The organism is Mycobacterium deserti (assembly GCF_025345615.1).
GTDB classification, from domain to species: domain Bacteria; phylum Actinomycetota; class Actinomycetes; order Mycobacteriales; family Mycobacteriaceae; genus Mycobacterium; species Mycobacterium deserti.
In genome coordinates, this window is sequence record NZ_JAODWD010000001.1 from 716,524 (window position 1) to 741,314 (window position 24,791).

At 65.6% G+C, this 24,791-nt stretch carries 29 protein-coding genes; 19 read left to right on the forward strand and 10 right to left on the reverse strand.

What is annotated here, in order from left to right:
• Positions 1-16 precede the first annotated feature (16 nt).
• The 3 genes from N4S67_RS03575 to N4S67_RS03585 are packed head-to-tail and all read left to right on the forward strand — an operon-like array spanning position 17 to position 2,939.
• Entirely contained in the window at positions 17-796 is a 780-nt protein-coding gene (locus tag N4S67_RS03575; protein WP_260991542.1) for an SDR family NAD(P)-dependent oxidoreductase, read from the forward strand.
• Positions 793-2,244 (forward strand): acyl-CoA synthetase, encoded by a 1,452-nt coding sequence (locus N4S67_RS03580; protein WP_260991543.1) that lies wholly within the window; start codon positions 793-795, stop codon positions 2,242-2,244. The genes N4S67_RS03575 and N4S67_RS03580 overlap by 4 nt, the downstream gene beginning before the upstream one ends.
• A gap of 32 nt (positions 2,245-2,276) precedes the next feature.
• Positions 2,277-2,939 carry an NAD(P)H-binding protein gene (locus N4S67_RS03585; protein WP_260991544.1) on the forward strand — a complete coding sequence of 221 codons (663 nt, stop codon included), beginning with the start codon at positions 2,277-2,279 and terminating at the stop codon, positions 2,937-2,939.
• Here the strand turns inward: N4S67_RS03585 and N4S67_RS03590 are convergent.
• A complete protein-coding gene (locus tag N4S67_RS03590; RefSeq protein ID WP_260991545.1) occupies positions 2,917-3,990 on the reverse strand; it encodes an NAD(P)H-dependent amine dehydrogenase family protein in 1,074 nt (357 codons plus the stop codon). The genes N4S67_RS03585 and N4S67_RS03590 overlap by 23 nt on opposite strands.
• A gap of 11 nt (positions 3,991-4,001) precedes the next feature.
• On the reverse strand, positions 4,002-4,790 hold the full coding sequence (locus N4S67_RS03595; protein WP_260991546.1) for an SDR family NAD(P)-dependent oxidoreductase: 789 nt from the start codon (positions 4,788-4,790) through the stop codon (positions 4,002-4,004).
• 69 nt (positions 4,791-4,859) lie between these two features.
• Between N4S67_RS03595 and N4S67_RS03600 the strand changes: the two genes are divergently transcribed.
• From N4S67_RS03600 to N4S67_RS03665, 14 genes are all read left to right on the forward strand, one after another.
• Entirely contained in the window at positions 4,860-5,459 is a 600-nt protein-coding gene (locus N4S67_RS03600) for a TetR/AcrR family transcriptional regulator (protein ID WP_260991547.1), read from the forward strand.
• A 109-nt stretch (positions 5,460-5,568) separates the two neighbouring features.
• The gene (locus N4S67_RS03605; RefSeq protein ID WP_260992038.1) at positions 5,569-6,216 is read left to right on the forward strand and encodes a hypothetical protein; all 648 of its coding nucleotides are present in this window, start codon (positions 5,569-5,571) and stop codon (positions 6,214-6,216) included.
• Between the two features lie 47 nt (positions 6,217-6,263).
• Positions 6,264-6,866 carry a TetR/AcrR family transcriptional regulator gene (locus N4S67_RS03610; RefSeq protein WP_260991548.1) on the forward strand — a complete coding sequence of 201 codons (603 nt, stop codon included), beginning with the start codon at positions 6,264-6,266 and terminating at the stop codon, positions 6,864-6,866.
• A gap of 136 nt (positions 6,867-7,002) precedes the next feature.
• Positions 7,003-8,532: a nitric oxide reductase activation protein NorD gene (locus N4S67_RS03615; RefSeq protein ID WP_260991549.1), complete on the forward strand. Its 1,530-nt coding sequence runs from the start codon at positions 7,003-7,005 to the stop codon at positions 8,530-8,532.
• A 20-nt stretch (positions 8,533-8,552) separates the two neighbouring features.
• Complete coding sequence (locus tag N4S67_RS03620; protein WP_260992039.1) at positions 8,553-9,335, forward strand: CbbQ/NirQ/NorQ/GpvN family protein; 783 nt, start codon at positions 8,553-8,555, stop codon at positions 9,333-9,335.
• A 13-nt stretch (positions 9,336-9,348) separates the two neighbouring features.
• Entirely contained in the window at positions 9,349-9,477 is a 129-nt protein-coding gene (locus tag N4S67_RS03625; RefSeq protein WP_260991550.1) for a hypothetical protein, read from the forward strand.
• The gene (locus tag N4S67_RS03630) at positions 9,474-10,169 is read left to right on the forward strand and encodes a hypothetical protein (RefSeq protein ID WP_260991551.1); all 696 of its coding nucleotides are present in this window, start codon (positions 9,474-9,476) and stop codon (positions 10,167-10,169) included. The genes N4S67_RS03625 and N4S67_RS03630 overlap by 4 nt, the downstream gene beginning before the upstream one ends.
• A gap of 22 nt (positions 10,170-10,191) precedes the next feature.
• Positions 10,192-10,620: a hypothetical protein gene (locus N4S67_RS03635; protein WP_260991552.1), complete on the forward strand. Its 429-nt coding sequence runs from the start codon at positions 10,192-10,194 to the stop codon at positions 10,618-10,620.
• On the forward strand, positions 10,617-11,834 hold the full coding sequence (locus N4S67_RS03640; RefSeq protein WP_260991553.1) for a cytochrome P450: 1,218 nt from the start codon (positions 10,617-10,619) through the stop codon (positions 11,832-11,834). Before N4S67_RS03635 ends, N4S67_RS03640 begins: the two co-directional genes overlap by 4 nt.
• Positions 11,831-12,880: an NAD(P)H-dependent amine dehydrogenase family protein gene (locus tag N4S67_RS03645; protein WP_260991554.1), complete on the forward strand. Its 1,050-nt coding sequence runs from the start codon at positions 11,831-11,833 to the stop codon at positions 12,878-12,880. Before N4S67_RS03640 ends, N4S67_RS03645 begins: the two co-directional genes overlap by 4 nt.
• Positions 12,873-13,937: an NAD(P)H-dependent amine dehydrogenase family protein gene (locus N4S67_RS03650; protein WP_260991555.1), complete on the forward strand. Its 1,065-nt coding sequence runs from the start codon at positions 12,873-12,875 to the stop codon at positions 13,935-13,937. The genes N4S67_RS03645 and N4S67_RS03650 overlap by 8 nt, the downstream gene beginning before the upstream one ends.
• Complete coding sequence (locus tag N4S67_RS03655) at positions 13,934-14,350, forward strand: VOC family protein (RefSeq protein WP_260991556.1); 417 nt, start codon at positions 13,934-13,936, stop codon at positions 14,348-14,350. The genes N4S67_RS03650 and N4S67_RS03655 overlap by 4 nt, the downstream gene beginning before the upstream one ends.
• Complete coding sequence (locus N4S67_RS03660) at positions 14,350-15,534, forward strand: cytochrome P450 (RefSeq protein ID WP_260991557.1); 1,185 nt, start codon at positions 14,350-14,352, stop codon at positions 15,532-15,534. The genes N4S67_RS03655 and N4S67_RS03660 overlap by 1 nt, the downstream gene beginning before the upstream one ends.
• Entirely contained in the window at positions 15,531-16,757 is a 1,227-nt protein-coding gene (locus N4S67_RS03665) for a cytochrome P450 (protein ID WP_260991558.1), read from the forward strand. Before N4S67_RS03660 ends, N4S67_RS03665 begins: the two co-directional genes overlap by 4 nt.
• On the opposite strand, the gene N4S67_RS03670 is transcribed toward N4S67_RS03665, so the two are convergent.
• The 5 genes from N4S67_RS03670 to N4S67_RS03690 are packed head-to-tail and all read right to left on the reverse strand — an operon-like array spanning position 16,719 to position 22,204.
• On the reverse strand, positions 16,719-17,585 hold the full coding sequence (locus N4S67_RS03670; RefSeq protein WP_260991559.1) for an HAD family phosphatase: 867 nt from the start codon (positions 17,583-17,585) through the stop codon (positions 16,719-16,721). The genes N4S67_RS03665 and N4S67_RS03670 overlap by 39 nt on opposite strands.
• Positions 17,582-19,303 (reverse strand): mannitol dehydrogenase family protein, encoded by a 1,722-nt coding sequence (locus N4S67_RS03675; protein ID WP_260991560.1) that lies wholly within the window; start codon positions 19,301-19,303, stop codon positions 17,582-17,584. The genes N4S67_RS03670 and N4S67_RS03675 overlap by 4 nt, the downstream gene beginning before the upstream one ends.
• On the reverse strand, positions 19,210-20,025 hold the full coding sequence (locus N4S67_RS03680; RefSeq protein WP_260991561.1) for an inositol monophosphatase family protein: 816 nt from the start codon (positions 20,023-20,025) through the stop codon (positions 19,210-19,212). The genes N4S67_RS03675 and N4S67_RS03680 overlap by 94 nt, the downstream gene beginning before the upstream one ends.
• On the reverse strand, positions 20,022-21,311 hold the full coding sequence (locus N4S67_RS03685) for a hypothetical protein (RefSeq protein ID WP_260991562.1): 1,290 nt from the start codon (positions 21,309-21,311) through the stop codon (positions 20,022-20,024). Before N4S67_RS03685 ends, N4S67_RS03680 begins: the two co-directional genes overlap by 4 nt.
• A 53-nt stretch (positions 21,312-21,364) precedes the next feature.
• A complete protein-coding gene (locus N4S67_RS03690; protein WP_260991563.1) occupies positions 21,365-22,204 on the reverse strand; it encodes an SDR family oxidoreductase in 840 nt (279 codons plus the stop codon).
• Positions 22,205-22,268: 64 nt separating this feature from the next.
• Here N4S67_RS03690 and N4S67_RS03695 point away from each other — a divergent pair, with 64 nt between their 5' ends.
• Together N4S67_RS03695 and N4S67_RS03700 are read left to right on the forward strand one after the other, a co-directional pair.
• Entirely contained in the window at positions 22,269-23,558 is a 1,290-nt protein-coding gene (locus N4S67_RS03695; RefSeq protein WP_260991564.1) for an HNH endonuclease signature motif containing protein, read from the forward strand.
• Positions 23,559-23,560: 2 nt separating this feature from the next.
• Positions 23,561-23,704: a hypothetical protein gene (locus N4S67_RS03700; protein ID WP_260991565.1), complete on the forward strand. Its 144-nt coding sequence runs from the start codon at positions 23,561-23,563 to the stop codon at positions 23,702-23,704.
• On the opposite strand, the gene N4S67_RS03705 is transcribed toward N4S67_RS03700, so the two are convergent.
• Genes N4S67_RS03705 through N4S67_RS03715 form a run of 3 tightly spaced genes read right to left on the reverse strand, consistent with a single transcriptional unit; the run spans position 23,683 to position 24,788 of the window.
• Positions 23,683-24,072, reverse strand: coding sequence for a glyoxalase superfamily protein (locus N4S67_RS03705; protein WP_313959924.1), 390 nt, complete (start codon positions 24,070-24,072; stop codon positions 23,683-23,685). The two genes, N4S67_RS03700 and N4S67_RS03705, sit on opposite strands and share 22 nt — an antisense overlap.
• A complete protein-coding gene (locus tag N4S67_RS03710; protein ID WP_260991566.1) occupies positions 24,069-24,506 on the reverse strand; it encodes a type II toxin-antitoxin system Rv0910 family toxin in 438 nt (145 codons plus the stop codon). Before N4S67_RS03710 ends, N4S67_RS03705 begins: the two co-directional genes overlap by 4 nt.
• Before the next feature lie 3 nt (positions 24,507-24,509).
• Complete coding sequence (locus tag N4S67_RS03715) at positions 24,510-24,788, reverse strand: antitoxin (protein WP_260991567.1); 279 nt, start codon at positions 24,786-24,788, stop codon at positions 24,510-24,512.
• Positions 24,789-24,791: the final 3 nt, after the last annotated feature.

Below are 24,791 nucleotides of genomic sequence, written 5' to 3' on the forward strand. Positions count from 1 at the left end.
GACGCAAGGAGCACAAATGACTCAGGTAGCGATCGTGACGGGCGCGAGCAGCGGCATCGGGTTCGGGTGCGCGACCAAACTCGCCGAGGCGGGCATGGCCGTGCTCGGCACCGGCCGCGACGCGGACCGACTGGCCGAACTGGAGGCGGCGGTCGGCGATCCCGACCGGGTCGCCACCATCGCCGTGGACCTTACGGCGGACGACGCGCCGCGGCGGATCGTCGATGCCGCGGTTGACCGGTGGGGTCGCATCGACTTCCTGGTGAACAACGCCGGTGTCGGCAGCCCCAAGCCGCTGCATGAGACCGACGACGAATCACTGGACTATTTCCTGGGTTTGATGCTGCGGGCGCCGTTCCGACTGGCCCGTGACGTGATCCCGCATATGCAGTCGGGCTCGGCGATCATCAATGTCACTTCGACTTTCGCGGTGGTCGGCGGGCTGCGCGGCGGCGCTTATTCGGCCGCCAAGGGCGGTCTGACGTCGCTGACGGGGCATATCGCGTGCCAGTACGGCCCGCAGGGAATCCGCTGCAACGCGGTCGCCCCCGGTGTCACGCTGACGCCGATGGTGGCGACCCGTCTGGAGGACGAGCGATTCCGCAAGATCAACACCGAGATGACGCCGTATCCGCGGCTCGGCGAGGTCGACGACATTGCGAGCACGGTCGCGTTCCTGTGTTCGGACGGTGCAAGTTTCATCAACGGGCAGACCATCGTCGTGGACGGCGGCTGGAGTTCGACCAAGTATCTTTCGGACTTCGCACTGAACTCGGAATGGGTGCCGCGGCAATGAATCTGTTCGCGGTGCTGGACCAGACCGCAGGCCGATTCGGCGACCGCGGTGCGGTGTTTGTCGGTGAGCGGCAATTGCATACGTGGTCGCAGCTGCGCGACCGCGCACTGCGGATCGCCGCGACGCTCGGCGCGCCCGGAACCCGGATCGCGATCGCCAGCGAGAACCGTCCCGAAATCGTCGAGCTGATGTTCGCCGCGTGGGCCGCGGAGTGCGTGGTGGTACCGATCAACTACAAGCTGCACCCTCGCGAGATGGAGCAGATCATTGACGACGCCGGCGCGTCGCAGGTGTTCGCGTCGCCGAAGATCGCCGAGGGTCTGGCCCACGGCGAGATCATCGACGGGCCGCACTATTGCGCGCGCCTCGCGGCCGATCCGGTGGATCCGCCACGCGACATTGACCCGACCAGACTGGCCTGGTTGTTCTACACCAGCGGAACGACCGGTCGCTCGAAGGGCGCGATGCTCACCCACCGCAACCTGATGGCGATGACGGTGTCGCACCTGGCCGATTTCGATGCGCCGGACCAGGACTGCAGCCTGCTGCACGGGGCGCCGATGTCGCACGGTTCGGGCCTGTACATCCCGCCCTACGTGCTCCGTGGTGCGCGGCAGGTGATTCCGCGGTCTGCGGCGTTCGAGCCCGACGAGTTCCTCGATCTGTGCGATCACCACCCCGGCTGCAGCGCGTTCCTTGCGCCGACCATGGTGCAGCGGCTGGTGCAGACGGGTCGCTCGTGTCCACGCAATCTGCGCACCGTCGTTTACGGCGGCGGCCCCATGTACGTCGAGAGCCTGAAGAAGGCGATGGCGGCGTTCGGCCCGATCTTCGTTCAACTCTACGGTCAGGGTGAGGCGCCGATGACCATCACCGGGCTGCGTCGAGCCGACCATGTCGATGCCGACGACGCGGTCCTGGGGTCGGTGGGCTATGCCAGGTCGGGCGTGGATGTCGCCGTGCTTGGCGACGACGGTACACCCGCCGCGATGGGCGAGATCGGCGAGATCGTCTGCCGCGGAGACGTTGTCATGGCCGGTTACTGGAATAACCCTGAGGCGACGAGCAAGACACTGCAGGACGGCTGGTTGCGCACCGGCGATATGGGGTCGTTCGACGCGCGCGGTTTCCTGACGCTGCGGGACCGCTCGAAGGATGTCGTCATCAGCGGCGGAAGCAACATCTATCCGCGCGAAGTCGAAGAGGTACTGCTCGAGCACCCCGGTGTCGACGAGGCAGGGGTCGTCGGCGCGCCCGACGACGAGTGGGGCGAGGTGGTGGTGGCGTTCGTCGTCGGCACGGCGACGGCCGACGAACTCGACGCGCACCTGCTCGACCGCATCGCCCGGTTCAAACGGCCCAAGCGCTACGAGTTCATCGACGAGCTGCCGAAGAACAGTTACGGCAAGGTGCTCAAGCGCGCGCTGCGCGAGCGGCTGGCTCAGTAGATACGCCCGGCGGTACTGACTAGCATTCCGCCATGCGCGTCGTCATCGCCGGTGGACACGGCAAGATCGCCCTCATCCTGGAACGCCTCCTCGCCGAGCGTGGCGACTCCGTCGTCGGACTCATCCGCAATCCCTCGCAGGCCGCCGACCTCGAAGCCGCGGGCGCCGAGGCTGTGGTCATCGACCTCGAGGCGGCCTCCGTCGACGATCTGGCGCCACACCTGCGTGGTGCCGATGCGGTCGTTTTCGCCGCGGGCGCGGGCCCGGGCAGCGGTGCGGCGCGCAAGGAGACCGTCGACCGGGATGCGGCGATTCTCCTGGCCGACGCCGCCGAAGCAGCGAATGTCGCCCGCTACGTGATGGTGTCATCGACGGGTGCCGACGCCGACGCGCCGGGTGTCCGAGACGAGGTTTTCACCGCCTACCTGCGCGCGAAGGGGGCGGCGGACGACAACGTGCGAGCGCGACCGAAGCTCGACGTCACCGTCATCCGACCCGGCCATCTCACCGACGATCCCGGGACGGGACAGGTCACGACCGCCGAGCACACGCTGCGGGGCAGCATTCCGCGTGCAGACGTCGCCGCAGTGATACTCGCGGTCCTCGACACGCCGCGCACCATTGGTCAGACGTTCGAGCTGATCGCCGGCGACATCCCGATCACGGCTGCGGTCACCACATCAGACCGCGAATGACCTCCGCCTGCGGGATGTCCTCGACCGCGATCAACCCTTTGGGAGCGCGGCACACCCAGTCGATCACGTTGACCACCCGCGCCGCCGTCGAGACGCAGCCCGCCTCGGTGACATCGAGCGCCGGGTGCGAGACGTGTGTGTTGAGTTCGACGCGCGGCTCCCCTTCGACCACCACACGATGCACACCGGTTTTGCCGTCGGGCGGATACTCCCACTCCGGAGCCGCGCCAGCGGTGAGTCGGGTGACGTGTTCCATCGTGATCACCGCGACGCCGTCGCGCACACCTTCGACGGCGAAGCGCACCGCGGCCATCTGGCCGGGCTCCACAGTCGCCATCTTGCACTCGATGCGCGTCGGCGTATACCAGCGCTCGATACGCTGCGTGACGTCGTCGAGCTCAACGCCGAGTTGCACAGCCAGGTTGCGCACCGGACCGCCCCACATCGACGTCAGTACGCCGGGCACGTAGAAGATCGGATCTTCGTCCTCTGGAGACAGGCCGAAACCCATTGACTTGCCGGTGAACTCGTAGTCGTCGTAGTTGGCGTAGTCGAAGATCTCCTGCACCGTGATCGACGTGGCCCGGGTGACCAGGCTCAGTGCGCTGTGCACCTCGGTGTCACCGGAATACCCGGGATCGATTCCGTTGACGTACAGCGACGCATCGCCGGACTCACAGGCCTGGCCGAGCGGCTCGCGCAGCCAGTCGTCGGCGAGGCGCGGAGTGACCAGCCAGACCATGGAGCTGGCCACGACGTTGATGCCCGCCGACAGGAATTTCACCAGCTGCTCGATCGCCTCCATCGGCCGCGTCTCCGCCTGCGCTGTGTAGACGACGCAATCCGGCCCCAGCGCGATCAGGGCGTCGATGTCGTCCGTGGCGACGATGCCGGTGGGTTCATCCAGGCCGCACAGTTCGGCGGCGTCCCGCCCGACCTTCGTCGGGCTGGCCGCATGCACACCCACCAACTCGAGGTCGGGCCTTCCGATGATCGCTCGCAGCGAGTGCTGCCCGACGTTGCCGGTGGAGAATTGCACTACCCTGCGCATCGTTGTCCTCGTCAGTAGTCGGGGATCGGCAGCGGCGAGTTGTTCGAGTCGATACCGCCGTCGACGTGGAAGATGGCATTCGTGGCGTAGCAGCCGGGGGTGGACAGGTAGACACACAGCCGCCCGAGGTCCTCGACGTCGCCGAGCCGGTGCAGCGGTGTGGCTTCGTTCATCTTCTCCAGCGATCCAGGCAACATGTCGAGGCTGCTTTGCAGGCCATCGGTGGCGAACGAGCCGAGGGCGATCGCGTTGACGCGGATCTTCGGCGCGAGTTCCTGGGCCATGGCCCTGGTGAGCGCCTCGAGTCCGCCCTTGGCGGTGCAGTAGGCGGTCAGCGCCCGGATGCCGAACCGGGCGGACCCCGACGAGATGTTGACGATCGACCCGTGACCGGCCTCGATCATGTGAGGAGCCGCGAGCTGACTCATGATGAACGCCGATGTGACACACCAGTCGAACGTGTGCCGGAAGTCTTCGTCGGTGATGTCGAGGAAGCGTGCGTATGTGGAGCCACCGACGTTGTTGACGAGGATGTCGATGCGGCCGAACTCGGCCATCGCGGTGCCGACGACACGCTCGCCGTCAGGGCGGCTCATCGCATCGGCGACCACCGCCCGTCCCTTGCCGCCCGCCTTCTCGATGCCCTCGATGGTCGCGACGATGTCGGACTCGGTGCGCGCGGTGCCGACGACCGTGGCGCCCGCCTCGGCGAGAACTCGCGCAATGCCTTGGCCGACACCCTTTCCCGCGCCGGTGACGATGGCGACCTGACCGTCGAGGTTGAACTGTTCCAGCGCCATAAGTCTCCTCTGCTCTTACTGACCGCAGTCAACCACACTCGGTGTCGGCAATCCAGCTATCGTGGGTACATGGCAGTGGTGGACAAGCCGTCGGCGCGTGAGACCAAGCGTTTGCAGACGCGGGAACGGCTGATGGGGGCGGCGATCGCCGAGTTCAAGCGATCTGGTCTCGCGGCAGCCGACGTAGGCGCCATTGTGACCGCGGCAGGAGTCGCCCACGGCACGTTCTTCTTCCACTTCCCCACCAAGGAGCACGTGCTGCTCGAACTGGAGCGCCGAGAAGAGGAACGCATCGCCAAGCAGTTGAAGCGGTCCGCGGCGTCGTTGGACGGACTCGATTCAATTCTGCACGAGGCGGTTCGACTGATCCTGGGACTCGAGCGGCGTCTCGGGTCCGTCCTGTTCAAGGACTTCCTCGCCCTGCACTTCTCGCAGACACGACCCGTCGACGAGAGCACCGAACACCCGGTAATCGTCGAAGTCGCCCTCAAGATCGAGGGGGCGCAGCAGCGCGGTGACGTCGACGCCGACGTGCATCCGATGAACAGCGCGGTCTTCTTCCTGCTCGGCCTGTACGCCCTGTTGACCACCACGCACGATTGGCCGACGCAGAGTGCCATGCTCGACGACTACGTGACGCGGACGCTGCGCGGTATCGAATCACGCTGACTTCGTTGACTTAGGTCAGTGTCACTGCCATGCTCTGAGGTGCCGATCCCAGGAGGGTGCCTTGACTCTGCCCGCATTCGTCCCCGCCGGGGGCGGACTCGACGACCACATGGAGCGCTCGCGGCTGGCGCAACGGCAGGCCGACAAGTGGCTGATCTCGGGCAGCCTGCTCATCGGCACCGCGGCACTGGGGGTCTTCGGCCTGCCGCTGTTCCTGCGCGGCGTGTGGTTACTGCGCAACGCGCAGCGCGAGGGGCTGTCCGTGCGCCCGATGATCGTCACCCTGATCGGCTATCTGGTCATCATTGACGCCGCCATCAACACCGTCGGATGGGCGCTCGACCTCGTGGCCAACCACACCATCCTGGCGCGAATCCTGTTGAACGGCTGGGGCGCGATGTTCGACGCCGGCTACTTCTGGCACTACAACGAGTTGTGGCTGGGCGGCGCGGCCGGCCCCGGCGAGAAGGCCATGGAAGTGGGGATGATCCTCACCGTCTTCACGATGCGGATCGCGGCGGCGATCGGCTTCCTACAGATGAAGCGCTGGGGCCATCAGTGGATGATCATCACCTGCTGGATGGGGGTGCTCATCTGGTGCCTCTACGTGTTCAACATGACTATGTACGCCGACGTGCGCTACGCCGGGACCATCTTCCCCGTGGTCGGTTGGTGGTTGTACGACATCTTCTACATCACGCCGTTCCTCGCGATCCCCTATCTGCACACGGTGAACCGCGAGATCTTCTCCGACTGACTCAACTCATTGACTTAGGTCAGTAAGTCGGATAGAAAGAATGCATCATGACGGCTCAGGTGGGGGTGTCTGCGCGCGAGGTGCGCCGGCAGCAGACGCGGGAACGGATACTCGCCGCGGCGATCGCCGAGTTCAGCCGGGCTGGGATGACCGGTGCCGACGTCGGCGCCATCGTGACCGCGGCGAAGGTGGCACACGGCACCTTCTTCTTCCACTTCCCCAGCAAGGAACACGTGCTGATCGAGCTCGAGTCACGCGAAGAAGCGCGCATCGCAGAGGAATTCGCGCAGTACCTCGACACGCCGCGCGACCTGTGTGCCTTGCTCACCGAAGTCGTCCACCTGGTGACGGGGTTGGAGTCCAGGTTCGGTCCGCTGCTGTTCAAGGAACTGCTCGCACAACACTTCTCTCCGACCCGGCCACACCGGGACGAGTGGACCGACCACCCCGTCATCGTGCTGCTCGTGCGCGAGATCGAGCGGGCGCGCGTGCACGGTGACGTCCACCCGGAAGTCGACGCCTTCTACAGCGCGACGTTCTTCCTGCTCGGCATCTACGGCGTGCTCACCACCACCGACCACCCCGACACCCGCACCACGATGCTGACCAAGCTGGTCGACTCCGCCGTGCGCGGGCTGGAGGTCCGATGAACCCGATATCGAGGAGGTCGCACTGATGGACTGGATCTGGGAGATCCTCCGATACGTCGCCGCCTGGGGCGGAACCGGGCTCATCATCTGGTTCTGGTACTGGATGTTCTCCAACATCGGAACGTTCTGAGCCGCGATGACAGAGCTCTCCGACACCCACGCGATGACTGTCGAGCGCAGCTGCGCGGTGACGGCGGTCGCGTTCAGCGACCGGCGGCGCGAAGGCGTCCGCCTGGTCACCGGGGAGCATCGTGCGTTCGGTCTGACCGCGTCGCTGGACTACGTGCACGTGCCCTATCCGGCGCGACCGGACTGGACCCGGTCGACGCTGACTTGCGGTGTGGCGTTGCAGTGTTCGCCGTCGAAGGAACGCGTCGTCGAATACCGGCTCAACGAACTGTCAACCCGAGAACTGCGTGCGCTGACCCTGGTTGAGGCCGGCGTCGCGCTCGGGTGGATCGCCTGCCGCTGGCCGGGTCTGCTGCCCGAGATCAGCCGCACGCTCGGTGATGTCGACGCGCTGCCCTCCGACCTCGACGCGTCGGCGATGCTCGACCGGGCCATCGAGCTGGCACGGTCCGGCCAACCACTGTCCGTCCCGCCGCTGCTCGGCAGGCTGCCAATGGCGTACACCAACCCGCGGACGGTGGCCGACAAGCTGCGCCGGACGTTGGGCCGGATGCCCTGGACCACCACACAGAAGCGGCTGCCCCGGCCCTACTCCATCCCCGTCGGCGGCGACGGCGGTATCCGCAACCCCAACCTGCCGCCACCCAGCAGGCCGCAGGACAACGACCTCGACATCACGCCCGACCACCGGCCGGGGATCCCCTATCCGGAGTGGAACGCGTGGACCGAGACATTCATGCCGAACCATGTCGCAGTCCTCGAGCGCGCGCACGCCAGGCACGGCCGCGCCCCGGAACCGGTGTCACCCGAACTCCGGAAATGGTTCTCCGAGCACACCCACCGCGCGATGAAGAACCGCCTGGAGGACGGCTCCGACCTCGACGTCGAGCAGTACGTCCGGCACTACATCGACCTGACCACCGGTGAGGCCGTCGAGCCGCGGGTGTTCCGTGAGCTGCTGCCCAGCAGCCGCGACGTCACGACGGCCCTGCTGCTCGACGGCAGCTCGTCGCTCGGGGTACACGGCGGGCGCATCTTCAAGCTCGAATTAGCCTGCGCCGACGCGCTTTCCCGGGCGATGACCCTGGCGCGGGAACGCCACGGCATCTTCGTGTTCACCGGGAACACCCGCCATCGTGTCGAAGTCAACTGCCTCAAGGACTTCGAGGACCGGCGTTTCGTCCCGCCCAGCCGCCTCGGTCTGTCGACCGGCGGATACACCCGCCTCGGCGCACCATTGCGCCACTTGACCAGTCGGCTGCTGGCGCAACCGTCCGAACGCCGACTGCTCATCGTGATCGGTGACGGCCTGATATCCGACGAGGGGTACGAGGGCCGCTACGCCTGGGCCGACGCGGCGCACGCCGTCGAGGAGGCCAATGACGCCGGGGTGCGCATCTACTACGTCGGCGTCGGGCCGACCCGCGTCGACCCGCTGCCGGAGGTTTTCGGACCCCGCCGCTCACAACGCATCCGACGAGTCGAGGAGCTTCCCCGAGTGCTTGCCCACGTACATCGAGAGCTGGTGGCCGCATGAGCGATGCTTGCGCGCGAATAATCACCACTGACTACTACGCGAATGCCAACGAAGTCCGCCTGTTCGAGCAGGCCTACCGGCAACGGCTGCCGGTCATGCTCACCGGCCCGACGGGATGCGGCAAGACGCGCCTGGTCGAACACATGGGAATCCTGTTGAACCGGCCCGTCGTGACGATCAGTTGCCACGACGACCTCACGAGTTCCGACTTGGTCGGCCGCTTCATGGTCACAGGCGGCGACGTCGTGTGGACCGACGGCCCGCTCACCCGGGCCGTGAAGGCCGGCGCGATCTGTTATCTCGACGAGGTGGTAGAAGCGCGCCACGACTCACTGGCCATCCTCCACTCACTGACCGACCACCGCCGCGCGCTGTATCTGGACCGGGCCGGTGAGGTGGTGCAGGCGCCGGACACCTTCATGCTGGTGTGCTCCTACAACCCGGCCTATCGCAGTTCGCTCAAAGAACTCAAACCGTCACTGCGGCAACGCTTCGTGACATTGCCCATGAAATATCTGGCCCCCGAGCGCGAAACCGAGGTGATCGTGACCGAAGCGGGCGTCGAACCTGCAACCGCCGCCCGGCTCGTTCAGTGTGCCACGGCGATCCGCACCGCCGACGAGGCGTTCCACTTCGAGCCGCCGTCGACCCGCGTGCTCGTCACCGCTGCGCAGTTGATCGTCGCGGGCGCAAGCGAGTTGGAGGCCGCCGAGGCCTGCATTCTCGCTCCGCTGTCCACCGACGGTGCCATCAACGCCGGATTACGCGAAGTCGCCGTGGCCAGCCTGGCCGCCGACGCCTAGGGAAGGAGTCGAGATGGATCACAAAGAGCGGAAGCGCAAGAAGGCGCTGATCATCCTGCAGATCGTGATCTACGGCTATCTGTTCACGATGTTCTGCATCCAGCTGTACATGTCGTTCGCCCGCGGCTGGTGGGAACTGTGAGCACGGATGTGCGCTCGGGCGGCGCGATCAGCCTCGAGGAACATCACGAGGAATCCCGCCTGGCGCAACGTCGCGCCGACAAGTGGATGATCGTCGGCGCCGGCCTAATGGGCATGTGGGCACCGGGGATCTTCGGGCTACCCATCTTCCTGCGCGGGGTCTGGCTGCAGCGCCAGTCCGCGCGCGCCGGTTTGTCGATGCGGCCGATGATCGTCACGCTGATCGGCTATCTCGTGTTGATCGACGGGATGCTCAACAGCCTCGGCTGGGCGCTGGACCTGGTTGCCAACCACACGCTGATCAACCGTGTCCTGATGGTCGGCTGGGGCGCCATGTTCGACGCCGGCTACTTCTGGCACTACAACGAGGCGTGGGTGGGCGGCGCGGCCGGTCCCGGCGAGAAGTCGATGGTGTTCGGGATGATCCTCACCGTCTTCGCGATGCGCTGCGCGGCGGCGATCGGCTTCCTGCAGATGAAGCGCTGGGGGCATCAGTGGATGATCATCACCTGCTGGATGGGGGTGCTCATCTGGTGCCTGTACGTGTTCAACATGACTATGTACGCCGACGTGCGCTACGCCGGTGTGGTCTTCCCGGTCATCGGCTGGTGGCTCTACGACATCTTCTACATCACGCCGTTCCTCGCGATCCCCTACCTGCACACGGTCAACCGCGAGATCTTCTCCGACTGAACCTCTTCGAAGGAGCACAACCATGACGACCACGTCAGAATCGACCGAGGAGCAGCGGGAAGACCTGCCGCCCGGCACTACGCCGTACTACGCCCGCATGCACCGCTACATCAAACGCGCCGTCCTGGTGTGTCTGGTCGCGCTGGTGATCGAAGGGGCGTTCACGCTGCCGTTCATGGCGGTCTACTACGGCTATCCCACCCTCAGCCTCACCGAGATCTGCAGTGAATTGCTCAAGGTCAGGTATTCCGACGACACGTTGGAATGCAAGGTGCCCTACCCGCCGCTCGGTCCGCCCGAGGGCGCCGAGGGCAAGGACACCGCCCAGGACCAGTGGGGCATCCAGCCAGTACCGAAGTACAACCGGATCGGCTTCCGGGAACTGGTCCGCCTCCACGACGAGCGTGAGGCACGGCAGGCCGCCGAACAGCAAGGCGCTCCGTCGCCGTGACCAGATCGCTCGAGGAGCATGCGCGCAACTGGGACCTGCGCCACGGCGACTTCGCCGACAACGACTTCCTGTACGACGTCTACTCGGTGATGCGGCGCGATGCGCCGTTCGCCCACACCGACTCGCCGTTCCTGTCCGCCACCCCAGGTGGCGCGTGGGTGGCGACACGCTACGACGAGTGCTACCGCATTCTGCAGGACTGGCAGAACTTCTCGAGCAACCCGACGCCGGAAGGCGCCGAGCAGCTTGCGGGCGATCTGGTGATCACCATGGATCCACCTCGCCAGCAGAGTTTCCGCAAGGTCCTCAACCCGTACTTTTCACCGGCGCGTATGAAGGCACTGCGACCGCAAATCCGCGAGGAGACCGATCGGTTGATCGACCGGTTCATCGAAGCCGGCAACGGCGACCTGGCGCAGGTGGCATGGCGACAGCCCGGCATCGTCTTCTTCAAGTACCTGCTCGGCATGCCGATCGACGATGTCCCATTGTGCATCGAGTTGACCGACACGGCGCTCAACGGCGACACCGACGAAACCCGAATGGGCGCATGGGGATCGCTGTATCAGCATCTGCACGACGCGGTGTCGACCAGAACCACCCAACCGCCGCGAGACGACATGATCGACGTACTGCTCAACGCCGAGATCGAGGGTGACAAGCTGCCCTTCGAGATGGTCGTCGCCAATGCGATGCTACTCGTGCAGGCCGGACTCGAAACCACCGCGAGTGCGATGTCGTTCGCATTTCACTATCTCGCAACGCATTCCGACGAGCGCAACCGGCTCATCGACGAGCCCGAGATACTACCGCGAGCGGTCGAGGAGTTCGTTCGCTTCGCCGGCTCAATCCACGGAATCCCCCGCACGGTCGCCACGGACGTAGAGCTCAGCGGGCACGCCTTCTGCCCCGGCGAGTCGGTGATCGTCAACTACGCCGCGGCCAACCGTGATGCAGCACAGTTCCCCGACCCCGACCTATGCGTCCTCGACCGCCAGGCGAACCGGCACCTCGGCTTCGGGGCGGGCGTACACCGCTGTCTCGGTTCCAATCTGGCGCGCCTCGAGTTCAGCGTCGGCCTCGAACAGGTTCTCTCGAGAATGCCCGATTACGCGCTGGCGCCCGGCACCGACGCCACCTTCCATGGCAACTCGATCACCCGCGGATATCGCACCATCCCCGTGGTCTTCACCCCGGGCTCGCGACGCACATGACCTACCGAATCGTGCAGTGGACCACCGGCAATGTCGGCACGAAGTCGGTGCACGCAATCGTCGAGAATTCGCAACTCGAACTCGTCGGATGCTACGCGTGGTCGCCGGACAAGATCGGCCGCGACGTCGGCGAGCTGTGCGGCATCGCGCCGCTCGGCGTCAAGGCCACCGATGATGTCGATGCACTGCTCTCACTGGAGCCCGACTGCGTCGTCTACAACGCCAGGTTCGCCGACGTCGAGGACCTTGTCCGCATTCTCAGTGCAGGCATCAACGTGGTGACCACCTCGGAGTTCATCACCGGGCACCGCCTCGGCACGGGACGCGACCGCGTCGCCGCCGCTTGCGAACGGGGCGGGTCGACGATCTTCGGCAGCGGACTGAACCCTGGGTTCATCGAACTGTTCGCGATCGTCACGGCAGGAATCTCCGATCAGGTCAAGCGGATATCGATAGTCGAGTCCTTCGACACCACGATCTACAACTCACCGGAGACCGAGAAGATCATGGGATTCGGCTATCCCATCGACCACCCCGACCTGCTCACTGTGACAGAACAGGGCTCGGGGATCTTCCGCGAGGCGGTCCTCATCGTCGCCGACGCGCTCGGCGTCGAGCTCGACGATGTGCGGTGTGCGGCCGAGTACGCGCAGACCACCGAAGACCTTCGGCTGCCAGGCGGCTGGCTCATCGGCAAGGGATGCGTGGCAGGCATCGACGTGCGCTGGACGGGGCATCGCGGAAACCGTGAGATCGTCGAGGTGCGAGGGATCTGGACCAAGGGACAGTCGCTGAGGCCCACGTGGACAATGGATTTCGGTTACAGCGTCACCGTCGAAGGGCGCCCGACGATCAAGACCACGCTGAGCTTCGAACCGCCCACCGACTTCGTGGCCGAGACCATCGAGGAGTACATCCTGCTCGGCCTGACCATCACCGCCGTGCCCGCGATCACCGCGATACCGGCCGTTGTCGCGGCCCCGCCCGGTATCGCGACCTACAACGACCTGCCGCTGCTACTGCCCCGAGGTGTCGTCAATGTCTGAGTCTGCGAAGACCTACCGCGTCATCCAGTGGATGACCGGCGATGTTGGACAGGTCGGCGTGCGGCACTTCGCCGGCAGCCCGGTATTCGACCTGGTAGGCGTGCTGGTGCACAGCAAGGACAAGGTGGGCAAGGACGCCGGCGAGATCGCGGGCATCGCACCGACCGGTGTCGTTGCGACAAACGACATCAAGGAGATCGTCGCCATGGACGCCGACTGCGTCTTCTACACGCCGATCATCATGGACACCGAGACCGTCTGCCGGCTCCTGCGGTCAGGCAAGAACGTCGTGACCACCAGCGGATTCTTTCATCCGTCACCGGACTTCCGAGATGCGGGCGAGGCAATCCGCGCTGCGTGCCGCGACGGCGGAACGTCGTTCCACGGGGGCGGCATTCATCCGGGGTACGCCGGTGACATCCTGCCGCTCACGCTCGCCCGCGTGATGAGCCGGATCGACACGATCCAGGTGTACGAGGTGGTCAACGTCCTCGAGGACGCGCCGATCGACCACATCGACTGGATGGGGTTCGGCAAGGATAGGGATAAGTTCCTCACCGAGCCGACGATCCTCGGTCTGGGTTTGCCGTTCTTCGCCCAATCGATGTACATGATCGCCGATGGGCTGGGCGTTACCATCGACGAGGTAACCGCCGCCGAGGTGGACGTCGCGACGGCGGTCGAAGACATCCCTCACGACGAAGGCGTGATTCCCGCGGGAACGGTAGCCGCGCAACGGCACGAGTGGACAGGGTGGGTCGACGGAGCGCCCCTCATCGTCTTCCACGCGATCTATGTGACCGCTGGTCCCGATCAGCTGGAGCCGGCATGGGATTGGGGCAAGACCCGGTACGAGATCGTCATCGAGGGAGATACGCCGACCGAGCTGACGCTGCAGGGGGTCAGGCGCGCCGACGGGACCATGACCCATCCCGGGTACGACTGGACCGCGATGGGCGCCATCAACGCGATTCCGGACGTCTGCGACGCCGCACCGGGCTGGCTCACACACCTGGATCTCGGTTTGATCCGACCTCGGGGGTTGGTGCGCAGATGAGTCAGAAATCGGCGCGGCTGCATCACGTCGTCTTCGCGGTGGCCCGCGAACGCCAGGCAGCCGTCGCGCAGATGTTCACCGAACTCGGCTTCCGTTTCGACAGCACGGATCTCGCCGACCTCGGCGTGACGGTGTACCTCGATTGGGACGGCGGCCTCGAGCTGATCAGTCCCATTCCCGGCTCGACGGCCGAGGTGGCCCGGTCGGTGACCGAGTTCCTGGACCGCTCCGGCGACGGCATATACACGGTGGTGCTGCAGGTGCCTGACGCATCGGCCGCCGAGTCGCTGACCGAGCGATACGGGTCCGCAACACGTTTCCGCCAGAGCTTCTCCGGTGAGGGCTCGTACCTTGACGAGGTCGAACTGTCGGTGTTCGGCCTTCCGCTGACCTTCTTGTCCACCAACGTCTGATGACCGATTCCACCGCCGCCCTGCCGCACGTCCGCTACGAGGACCTGCCGATGTCGCGCGACCGCGGCGCGGGTTGGGCCAAACTGCGCGGCCTCGGGCCCGTGCTGCAGGGCGAGGGTTGGTACTACCTGACACGTCGAGAGGATGTGCTTGCGGCCCTGCGTGATCCGGGCACGTTTTCGTCGAGAATCGCTTACGACGACATGATCAGTCCGGTGCCGCTGGTCCCCCTCGGATTCGATCCACCCGATCACACCCGCTATCGCAGAATTCTGCATCCCTTCTTCAGCCCGCAGACCCTCGGCGCGCTGCTCCCGTCGCTGCAGGCACAGGCGATCGAACTCATCGAGAAGATCGCCGAGCGCGACGAGTGCGAGGTGATAGCCGACCTCGCCACGCCGTATCCGTCGCAGGTTTTCCTCACGTTGTTCGGTCTGCCGCTGCAGGACAGGCAGCGGCTCATCGCCTGGAAGGACGCGATCATCGCGTTCAGCCTGACCACCGACCCGGAATCGGTCGACCTGACCCCTGCGGTGGAGTTGTACACCTATCTGACCGACGCCGTCGCGAGCCAGCGGCGGCATCCGGAGGAGGGTGTGCTGTCGCAACTCCTCCATGGCGACGAACCGCTGACCGACGCCGAAGCAGTCGGGCTATCACTGGTTTTCGTTCTCGCCGGCCTCGACACCGTCACGTCGACCATCGGCACCAGCATGTTGGAGCTGGCCAGGCGCCCCGAATTGCGTCACGGGTTACGGGGAAACGCTGACGGCATAGCCGTTTTCGTCGAGGAGATGATCCGCCTTGAACCCGCCGCTCCCATCGTCGGGCGGGTCACCACCCGGCCGGTGACCGTCGCGGACGTCACCCTGCCCGCCGGGGCGCAGGTCCGACTCTGCCTGGGCGCCGTCAACCGCGACGGCAGCGACGCGACATCGACCGACGACGTCGTGCTGGACGGAAAGCTGCACAAACACTGGGGATTCGGCGGTGGTCCCCATCGATGCCTGGGCTCGCACCTGGCGCGGATGGAGTTGAAGCTCCTCATCGCCGAATGGCTGGCGCGGATACCGGAGTTCGAAGTGGCGCCCGGCTACACCCCGGAGATCACCTGGCCATCGGCAACCTGCACGTTGCCGGCATTGCCCCTGAGGTTCGGCAGCACCCGACAGGAGACGTCGTGACCGTTGACAGCGCCAAACCCAGCGTCTTCGACGCCGATCTCCCCACACTGGACTACGGCTTCACCGACACACCCCAGAACATCTATCCGCAATTCCTGGCCGCCCAGCAGCAGGCGCCGATAGCGCTGGGACCGATTGGCCCTGAGATTCTTTCCTACGAGCTTGCACGGAGCGTGTTGCGCGACCCGCGATTCGTCATTCCGCCGGGCATCCACCTCTCCGCACACGGCATCACCGAGGGACCGCTGTGGGACCGGGTGACCCGAAGCATCCTCAACATGGAAGGCGAAGAACACCGCCGTCTGCGCGGCCTGGTGTCGCGGGCATTCACACCGCGGGCAACGGGAGGTATGCATGACACCATCCACACCGTGGTCAACGAGCTGATCGACCGCGTCATCGATTCGGGCCGTTGTGAATTCGTCGCCGATATCGCTCGTCCATACCCGATCCCGATCATCTGTGCACTGCTCGGCGCGCCCCGCGACGACTGGCAGCAGTTCTCGCGGTGGGCCGAGGACATCTTCAAGATCGTCAGTTTCGACTGCAACCTCGCCGAGGAGCAATCCGTTGTTCTCAAGGCGTGGGCTGAATTCGACGACTACATCGACGACATGGTGGCGCATCGGCGCCGGCGGCTGTCCGATGACCTTCTCTCCGAACTCATCCGCATCGAGGACGACGGCGACCGGCTCGACGCGTCAGAGCTGCGCATGTTGGCGTTCAGCATCCTGGTCGCAGGCACCGACACCACCCGCAGCCAGCTGGCCGCCTCGATGCAGGTGTTGGCCGATCACCCTGCCCAGTGGGAGTTGTTGCGGGACAAGCCCGAGCTGGCGATGCGAGCGGTCGAGGAGACCATGCGGCATTCACCCTCGATGTGCAGCACGGTCCGCAGCGTCACCGCCGACGTGGCGATCGGCGCCTACACCTTTCCGGCCGGCACGTTCATCCTGGTCAACACGTACGCGGCGAACCGCGATTCCGCCGTCTACCACGACCCGGCACGCTTCGACATCACCCGCGACGAACCGCCGCCCATCCTGACGTTCGGCGGAGGGGTGCACTACTGCCTCGGCGCCAACCTGGCGAGGCTCGAACTCGCAGAGGCGCTGAAGATTCTCACTGAACGCATCCCGACTCCGCTCCGAACCGGATCGGTCCCCTGGAAGCCGCTCCTCGGCCTAAGCGGGCCGACGAGCCTGCCGATCGAGTTCGGGTGATGCAGCCGCGCTGAGCATGTCATCGAGCTGCGACCAGGCGTCAATCACTGCGCACACACCCGCCTCGATGAGCTGCGACCTGCGGGCCGCTCGCTCGGCAGTCGGTACGAACATCACGTTCCCGACCGTCGGGAAACCCGCCCCGACGGCTGACAGCACGCCTGGAACCGAATCCTCGATGGCCAGACCCTGGCCCCCTTCGATGCCCAGCGCATCTCCTGCGAACCGATAAACCGCGGGATCGGGCTTGCTGGTGGGGACGGGAAGCGAGTCTTCGGCGCTGAAGCGGACTCCGGGCGGTATCAAGACGTCCAGACCGGTAGCGGTGAAACAGGCCTGCAGCCGGACAGCAGCACTGGAGCTCACCGCCGCCAGTGCGTACCGAAGGCCCATCCGCTCGAGAGGCCCGTACACACGCGCATCCGGAGTGAGGGTGGCGGCGAGATGCTCTGTGACGGTGTCTCGTTCCTTCGTGACCCAGTCGTCGAGTTCGGCACAGGTCAACGCTGTGCCTTCGATGATGTCGTCCTCCGTCGCAACCACGGCATCGTTGTGCCCGCGCGCCAACATCGCCTCGACAGGAATCCCACCGCCCACTGCGAGGTCGATCGCCGTCGTACGGAAGTTCTTGCCAGTCGTCCTGAGCCTCAGTTCTTCTGCCGACCAGTTGCCCGGCAATCCAAGACGCTGGAGGAACGCATTGGTGACTGTGACCGACGCATCGAAGGCCGGTTCTTCGGAAGGAAAGAGGTTCCCGTCCGCGTCACACAACAGAACTTCGACGAGCGCCGGATCGAATTCGGCACCATGCACCTGCATCTCTGTCATTTCGCTACCGCATCGGCAAGCTCACCGGAGACGTTGCGACGCAACGTGTCCCGCACTCCGCGTTCGTCGATATCCCTCAGCGAAGCACTCACGCGGTGAACGAACGCAGAGTCGGTGCCGAGATCTCCAAAGATGTCCCTGATTTCGAGCAGCGGACGCGCATTCTTCTGACCCAGCTTGGCCAGCGTCGTCAACTCGGGGGCACGCTGATCCTCGATCGTGAATGATGCGCCGGCGAAGTCATACCCACGCAGGTACCGCAGCCACGCCGCCAGGGCCAAGGTCAGCATCGCATGAGGGCGGCGCTGAGCCCGCGCCTCGTGCAGCGACGGCAACAGATATGCGGGCATCTTCGTCGAACCGCGAGCGGCGAGTCGTGAACACTGGTCGCTGATATGAGGATTCGTCAGGCGGTCCATCAGGACCCGCCGATACTGATCAAGGTTCCAGCCCGGCACCGACGGAAGCAGAGGGGCGATCTCGTGCTGCATCATTTGTTCGACGTAGCGGTAGATCAGCGGATCGGCCATCGCTTCCGCAGTTCGCCGGTAGCCGGCGAGTAAACCCAGATAGCCGATGGCACAGTGGACGCCGTTGAGCATGCGGGTCTTCACCAATTTGTGCGCGGTGACATCGTTGACCATCTCGGCCCCGACTTCCTCCAGCTGGGGCCGGCCGTTGCAGAAGTGATCTTCGACGATCCATTGGGTGAACGGCTCCGTCACCACCGGCCACAGGTCGGCGACGCCGAATCGACGCTGGATGCTGTCGCGATCCTCCGGCGACGTCTTGGGGGTGATGCGGTCGACCATCGTGGAGGGGAACGCGACGTTGTTTTCGATCCAACGAGCAAGTCGGGGATCACGTAGTTGCGCGAAACTCACCAGCGCCGTGCGTGCCGCCTTGCCGTTGTCGGGCATGTTGTCACAGGACAACACCGTGAATGGCGGCGTGCCCGAACGGCGCCGTCTGTCCAGCGCGTCCGCCAGATACCCCCACGCAGTCTGGAATTGGCCCACGCTGCTGCAGTCCGTTTGTATCGCTTCGCATTCGGTGTCGAGTTCGCCACTCTTCGGATCGAGGTGGTAGCCGTTACCGGTGATGGTGAGCGTGACGACCCGGGTTCGCTCGTCTGCGAGGGCGGCGCGTACGTGGGCCGCCTCGTCGCCGGCGTAGTGGTAGGCACACAGCGAGCCGACCACTCTGGCCCGTTCCACACCGGTTCCCCGCTCCACCACGGTGTACAGGCAATCCTGCGCTGACAGCGCCTCTTTCATCTCGCGGCGGCGCAACCCGACACCAACCACACCCCAACTCTGCGAGATGCCCTTTCGAGCCAGATCGTCAAGGTACATCGCCTGGTGCGCGCGGTGAAACCCGCCGACGCCGATGTGCACGACCGCCGGCACCAGCGCCGATCGATCGTACGTCGGCACGGTCAACCGATCCGAGTGCAATGAAAGCGTCGCGTTTGTCAGCGGAATCCCGACGTCCGGTCGCAGGCGCGATACGTTCAGCATGGTTGTCCCCCAGCAAGCAAAGATTGGAGGCGCTGACTTCACGTGACGCCTCCCGGGCGGCGCTCGTGCTAAACGCCGTCTATAGGTACCACCGCGAAGGTTTTTCAAACACCTTCTGCGTAAACAGGCCTCAACAGGTCGCGGATCGCATCCCAGAGCTGCGGCCCAGCGGCCAGCACGTCGCCGGTGGGGGGCCATGTGCCGGGCGTCCGGCCAGCGAGGTCCCCGACGATTCCTCCTGCCTCGGCGACCAGCAAAGCACCTGCAGCGCAGTCCCACGGCTGCAGGCCCGGTGCCCAGACAGCATCGGCGCGCCCCGTCGCGACCTGCGCCAGTGCACACGCAGCGCTACCGCCCCGTCGCACATCCCGTACTCGCGGAGCCAGTGCGGAGATCATCGGACCACTGTGCGGGCGCTGGTCTTCCCGCCCCAGGTTTACCTCCACCAGGGCTTCGTGCAGCGGCCTCCCGCCTTCAACGGCCATGCGCCGATCACCTGCGAAGGTGCCGCGGCCGGCGCTGGCGACCGTCGTCCTGTCAAGCATCGGCTCGACGACCACGCCCGCCACGATCTGCCGATCAGAACGCCGCACGGCCGCAACACTGACCGCCCAATCGGGACGGCCGTAGAGGTAGTTGGTGGTGCCGTCGATGGGATCGACCGCCCACAAAACATCTGAGGTACCGGTCTGTGTGCCACCTTCCTCGCCGAGCACCGCGTCATCTGGTCGATACGCCGAAAGCACCGCTCTGATGGCCTGTTCCGCATCGCGATCCGCGTGGCTCACCAGGTCGCGCGGGCCGGTCTTTTCCTCTATCGCAAGGGATTCCGAGCGTTCACGCCAGCCCATCGCGACGCGGGCGCCCGCGTCTGCCGCCAAGCGTGCGACCGCCAATAGATCCCGACCATCGATCGTCATGCGTGCGCGTCGGTGACACTGACACCCTGCTGCCCGGTCATCGCCTCCCATGTGGCCCTACCGACAACGAAACGCCCGACCGCGGATCCGATCCCCGCTGCGATCGCGCCCAGCGCATTGGGCCGCTCGAACCGTCGCATTGTCCGTGTGCTGAAAAACAGGTAGGCCCCCATCAGCAGTAGCCATGGCAGGACCGCCAACCCGGGCCGGGGTGAACCCATCAGCACCATGGACACCGCCACCCCCGCCGCGCCGAGCAGGATAAGCGGTGGGCGCCAGCGGGCACCGGCCGTTACCACCGCGGTCGTCACGGCGCCGACCACCGTCGCCGCCACACCGTCTCCGACCGTGCACGGCCCGCACAGCAGACGGCCGGTGACTGCGGCGGCTCCACCCGCGGTGATCGCGGCCAAGTGCCAGGGCGCAACTTGGGAAGTCGATTCCCGCAGCGGCGCCCAGTCTTTGAGATCGTCGATCTGTCCGCTCACCCGCGTCGGCAACCACCGAACCAGCGCGAGAAGATGCTCTCTGGCCTGACCGGCACGGGCATGCCACACCACCCGGCCGTCCACTGCCGACGCGAAAGCGGTGGCCTCCATGGCCCATCGGCCAGTGACGAAGGCGATGCCGTAGGCCCACAGCGTGATGGCCGCGGCTACGGCCAGCGTCGGCCGCGCGGTCAACTCCACCGCAAGGGCCAAACCCGTGATACCGCGCACCACGTAACCGCCTCCTGCGGTCAACCACAACAGGACGATGCCCGTTGAGAGAGGCGCTGGGATGTCTCCGGACCGGCCAGTGCTGACGGAGCGCAGCATCTCGTACACGATCGCCACTCCGAACACTCCGAGGGTTGCGAAGCCGAGGATCGGACCCAGATCGAGGCCTGGCAGCGACACGATGAGCACGCCGGTGACGGCCAGCCGCGCGACGATGACCGCGCAACTGGCGAACACGTGCGCGCGGGCGCTGGACAACGGACCGGGCAGCCGGCCGCGGTCGTTCGACGCGGGGTGTTGCTGATCGGCCGCGAAGCCACGGATGTCGTTCCACTGATAGCGCGCGGGATAGATCAACAGCTCTACTGCCAAGAGCACCACACCGGCCCGCAGCAAGGACGTACCCGTGACGTCGCCCGCGCTCAACAACCCGAGAACGTACGTGGTAGGTATGAGCAGCCCTTTGACGAGATCCTTGGGCCGAGGCATCAGCAGATAACCGAGCATGGTGCGCGACCGCCGGCCGGCGCTGGGCGCCGCCGCGCGGAGCAGCATGATCTCAGTCATCGACACCCTGTTCCCTCGAGATTCGCCCGGCAAACGCTGCCGGTAGAGCGCGATCAGAGGATCGGCCGACCGCCCGTCACGGCCACCCGCGCCCCCGAGATGTAGCTGCCTTCGTCCGAGGCGAGCAGGACGTAGACGCCGGCCAACTCAGCCGGTTGCCCAGCGCGCCCGAGCGGGGTGTCGTCGCCGAAGTTCTGCACCTTCTCCGACGGCATCGTCGCGGGGATCAACGGCGTCCAGATCGGCCCGGGCGCAACGCTGTTCACCCTGATGCCCTTCTCCCCCAGCAATTGCGCCATGCTGGCCGAGAAGTTGGCGATCGCCGACTTGGTCGCGGCGTACGGCGCCAGCGTCGGCGACGGCATGTCGGAATTGACCGACGAACTGCCGATAACCGACGAACCCGGCTGCATGTGCGGTAACGCGGCTTTGAGCAAGTAAAAATAGGCGCCGATGTTGACCTTGAAGGTGTAATCCCACTCCTCGTCGGAGATCTCGTCGAGGCTCTCGTGGGTCATCTGGTAGGCCGCATTGTTGACCAGCACGTCGATGCCGCCCAACTCGTCGACAGCCGTGCGGATGATCTCGCGGCAGTGGTTCGGGTCGGATACGTCGCCGGCCATCAGCACACACTTGCGTCCGGCGTCCTCGACGAGCCGCTTGACCTCGTTCGCGTCGTCGTCCTCGTTGAGGTAGGAGACCAGCACATCGGCTCCCTCGCGGGCATAAGCGATGGCCACCGCCCGCCCGATGCCACTGTCGCCGCCTGTGATAACCGCTTTCTTGCCCGTGAGCCTTCCGGACCCGCGGTAGCTCTGCTCGCCGCAGTCGGGGACCGGGTCCATCTGGCTCTGGACACCGGGCACTTGCTGCTGTTGATCAGGAAATCCCATGCCGGGGAGGTAGCCGTTTCGACTGGTCGGAAACATGTCAGGGGGCTCGAGTAACTTCGCACGTATGTTCGATCTCCTCGGGGACGCCGGCGTGGTGGATGCCATCACCGTGGCGTCGCGCGAGCAGAACGCGGCATGTGGCCGTGAGTTGATCACCATCGGTGAGTTGTACGCCCGGTATGCGCCCGACGACGAAGACGAACGCAACGACTGGGCGGTCGACGGCCACACCAATCTGGTTGCCGAATTGTCTGCGGCACTCAACATCAGCCGCGGCCGCGCCTCGGCACGGCTTGACTACGCGATCGCTCTGCGCGACCGCCTACCGGAGGTGGCGCGGATCTTCGCCGCCGGCGACATCGACTATCAGATGATGGCCGCGCTGGTCTACCGCAGTGACAATGTCATCGACGACGAGGCGCTGGCCAGACTCGATGCGGCATTCGCTAATTGGGCGCCGAAATGGATGAAGTTGTCGGGGCCCAAGCTCAAAGAGCGCATCGACATGTGGGTCGAGAAGTTCGATCCCGAGGCAGTGCGCATATCCGAGAAGGCTCGCGACGACCGCTATGCCGACGTCGGCCCGATCAGTCCGGGCATGGCCGGCATCTGGGCCAAGATGACCTTTGACGACGGCGTCGGCATCGATGACCGCCTCGACGAAGTGGCCGCCACCGTGTGCAGCGACGATCCACGCACGCTCCGCCAGCGCCGCAGTGACGCGATGGTGGCCGTCTTCGCCAAGACATTTCGGCTGAGATGCCAATGCGGACAGGAGAGCTGCCCGGCAGCCGGCGCCGAAGACGCGTCGCTGAGCCAGGTCGTAGTCCAGGTCATCGCCGAGCAGTCGAGTTTCGATGGCGATTCCGACAATCCTGGCTACGCGATCGGCCACGGCGCCGTTCCTGCGTCGATGCTGCGCGAGATGACCGCCACCGCGAAACTGCAACCGGTACGGCTGCCGCCGCCGTGCGCCGAGTCGGCCTACCGTCCCTCGGCGGCGTTGGCGCGCTTCGTGCGCTGCCGCGACCTGGCGTGCCGCTTCCCCGGTTGCGACGCGCCCGCTGCGAAATGCCAGATCGACCACACCATCCCTCATCCGCTCGGCCCGACCCACCCGTCGAACCTCAAGCTGCTGTGCGTGACTCACCATTTACTCAAGACGTTCTGGACCGGGCCGGGCGGCTGGGCCGATCGCCAGCTACCCGACGGCACCGTGATCTGGACTGCGCCCAGCGGGCGCGTCTATACGACCGCACCTGCGGGCGCTGATTTCTTCGCCAGCCTCGCCACTCCACAGGCGAATTCCTTCTGCCGCCCACGAGCCGGCCGCTCACTGCCGAGCGCGGACTGATGATGCCGATCCGCAGACGAACTCGCGCCCAGGATCGCGCCTATCGCATCACCCGGGAGCGGCGAATCAACGCCGACCGCATCGCCGAGGAGGAACGCCAGCGCAAGGCCTGGCTCGCCGCCAACTACGAACCGCCGCCATTCTGAGCGGGCGGCTCGCAGAACCGCAGTTGATTTCCGAACGGGTCGGTGATGTCCACCGTCCGGCCCCACGGCGCCTCCTCGAGACCTGGCCGTGCGAAGCGGTAGTCGCGCGCCGAAATCTCGGCGTGGAACTCGGCGATCCCGTGCATCGGCAGGAACACCGCGCTGCCCGGTGTGCCGTCGCCGTGATGCTCGGACAAGTGCAGCAGGCAATCCGATCGGCTGATCTGCGCGTAGCGCGGGAAGTCGGCCTCGAACCGGTGCTCCCAGTCGGTGCGGAAGCCGAGGTAATCGAGGTAGAACTCGTCGGCCTTGGCCTGGTCGAAAACCCGCAGGATCGGGACGGCGCGGTCGAACCGGATCTCGCTCACACCGGGGCGAACACCGATTTGAACTTGTCCAGCGATTCGCGGATGTCGCCCTTGAGCGCGCCGGCGACCACCATGCCGATCGGCCCGAACAGCGCGGGTCCGCCGAGGTGGACGTCGAATGTCACTGTCGACCCCTCGGCGGACGGTTTCACCTTGCCGATCAGCTTGACCTTGACGCCGCCTTTGCCGTCACCGTTGAGCGTCATCGCCTCCGGCGGCTTGTAGTGGACGATGGTCCACTTGATCCGGTTCGGCATGCCCTTGACCTCGACGATGGACTCCAGCGTGGTGCCCTTCTCGAGCGTCTCGGGCAGCTTGGACCGCCACACGCGGTGAATACTCAGCCATTCCTTGTACCGGGACAGGTCTGACGCGCACGCCCAAGCCTTCTCCGGCGGCAGGGGGACGTCGACGGAGACCGAGAGCTTCGCCATCGCCTACGAGGTGGGAGGCGCCGTGGGCGGTTGTTGCTGCGGCGGGGTGCCCGGAGGCGGCTGCGGAGGCGGGACCTGGCCCGACTGCTGCGTCGGAGGCACCTGCCCGCCGGTGTCGGCGTCCCGCACGACCTTCTTGGCCGCACCCTGCACCTTGTCGACGTGCTGGGTGTACTTGCCCTGCGTCTTCTTGTCGACGATGTCACCGGCCTTGTCGATCGCGGTGTCCACCTTGTCGGCGTTCTTGGCCAGCAGATTCTTCACCTTGTCGAGGAATGCCATGCG

What these genes read in the sequence shown, in the direction of transcription:
- N4S67_RS03575 (WP_260991542.1), top strand. Translation starts at nt 17, where the DNA reads ATGACTCAGGTAGCGATCGTGACGGGCGCGAGCAGCGGCATCGGGTTC.
- N4S67_RS03580 (WP_260991543.1), top strand. Translation starts at nt 793, where the DNA reads ATGAATCTGTTCGCGGTGCTGGACCAGACCGCAGGCCGATTCGGCGAC.
- N4S67_RS03585 (WP_260991544.1), top strand. Translation starts at nt 2,277, where the DNA reads ATGCGCGTCGTCATCGCCGGTGGACACGGCAAGATCGCCCTCATCCTG.
- N4S67_RS03590 (WP_260991545.1), bottom strand. Translation starts at nt 3,990, where the DNA reads ATGCGCAGGGTAGTGCAATTCTCCACCGGCAACGTCGGGCAGCACTCG.
- N4S67_RS03595 (WP_260991546.1), bottom strand. Translation starts at nt 4,790, where the DNA reads ATGGCGCTGGAACAGTTCAACCTCGACGGTCAGGTCGCCATCGTCACC.
- N4S67_RS03600 (WP_260991547.1), top strand. Translation starts at nt 4,860, where the DNA reads ATGGCAGTGGTGGACAAGCCGTCGGCGCGTGAGACCAAGCGTTTGCAG.
- N4S67_RS03605 (WP_260992038.1), top strand. Translation starts at nt 5,569, where the DNA reads ATGGAGCGCTCGCGGCTGGCGCAACGGCAGGCCGACAAGTGGCTGATC.
- N4S67_RS03610 (WP_260991548.1), top strand. Translation starts at nt 6,264, where the DNA reads ATGACGGCTCAGGTGGGGGTGTCTGCGCGCGAGGTGCGCCGGCAGCAG.
- N4S67_RS03615 (WP_260991549.1), top strand. Translation starts at nt 7,003, where the DNA reads ATGACAGAGCTCTCCGACACCCACGCGATGACTGTCGAGCGCAGCTGC.
- N4S67_RS03625 (WP_260991550.1), top strand. Translation starts at nt 9,349, where the DNA reads ATGGATCACAAAGAGCGGAAGCGCAAGAAGGCGCTGATCATCCTGCAG.
- N4S67_RS03635 (WP_260991552.1), top strand. Translation starts at nt 10,192, where the DNA reads ATGACGACCACGTCAGAATCGACCGAGGAGCAGCGGGAAGACCTGCCG.
- N4S67_RS03645 (WP_260991554.1), top strand. Translation starts at nt 11,831, where the DNA reads ATGACCTACCGAATCGTGCAGTGGACCACCGGCAATGTCGGCACGAAG.
- N4S67_RS03650 (WP_260991555.1), top strand. Translation starts at nt 12,873, where the DNA reads ATGTCTGAGTCTGCGAAGACCTACCGCGTCATCCAGTGGATGACCGGC.
- N4S67_RS03655 (WP_260991556.1), top strand. Translation starts at nt 13,934, where the DNA reads ATGAGTCAGAAATCGGCGCGGCTGCATCACGTCGTCTTCGCGGTGGCC.
- N4S67_RS03660 (WP_260991557.1), top strand. Translation starts at nt 14,350, where the DNA reads ATGACCGATTCCACCGCCGCCCTGCCGCACGTCCGCTACGAGGACCTG.
- N4S67_RS03670 (WP_260991559.1), bottom strand. Translation starts at nt 17,585, where the DNA reads ATGACAGAGATGCAGGTGCATGGTGCCGAATTCGATCCGGCGCTCGTC.
- N4S67_RS03675 (WP_260991560.1), bottom strand. Translation starts at nt 19,303, where the DNA reads ATGGCCCCCCACCGGCGACGTGCTGGCCGCTGGGCCGCAGCTCTGGGA.
- N4S67_RS03680 (WP_260991561.1), bottom strand. Translation starts at nt 20,025, where the DNA reads ATGACGATCGATGGTCGGGATCTATTGGCGGTCGCACGCTTGGCGGCA.
- N4S67_RS03685 (WP_260991562.1), bottom strand. Translation starts at nt 21,311, where the DNA reads ATGACTGAGATCATGCTGCTCCGCGCGGCGGCGCCCAGCGCCGGCCGG.
- N4S67_RS03690 (WP_260991563.1), bottom strand. Translation starts at nt 22,204, where the DNA reads ATGGGATTTCCTGATCAACAGCAGCAAGTGCCCGGTGTCCAGAGCCAG.
- N4S67_RS03695 (WP_260991564.1), top strand. Translation starts at nt 22,269, where the DNA reads ATGTTCGATCTCCTCGGGGACGCCGGCGTGGTGGATGCCATCACCGTG.
- N4S67_RS03700 (WP_260991565.1), top strand. Translation starts at nt 23,561, where the DNA reads ATGCCGATCCGCAGACGAACTCGCGCCCAGGATCGCGCCTATCGCATC.
- N4S67_RS03710 (WP_260991566.1), bottom strand. Translation starts at nt 24,506, where the DNA reads ATGGCGAAGCTCTCGGTCTCCGTCGACGTCCCCCTGCCGCCGGAGAAG.
- N4S67_RS03715 (WP_260991567.1), bottom strand. Translation starts at nt 24,788, where the DNA reads ATGGCATTCCTCGACAAGGTGAAGAATCTGCTGGCCAAGAACGCCGAC.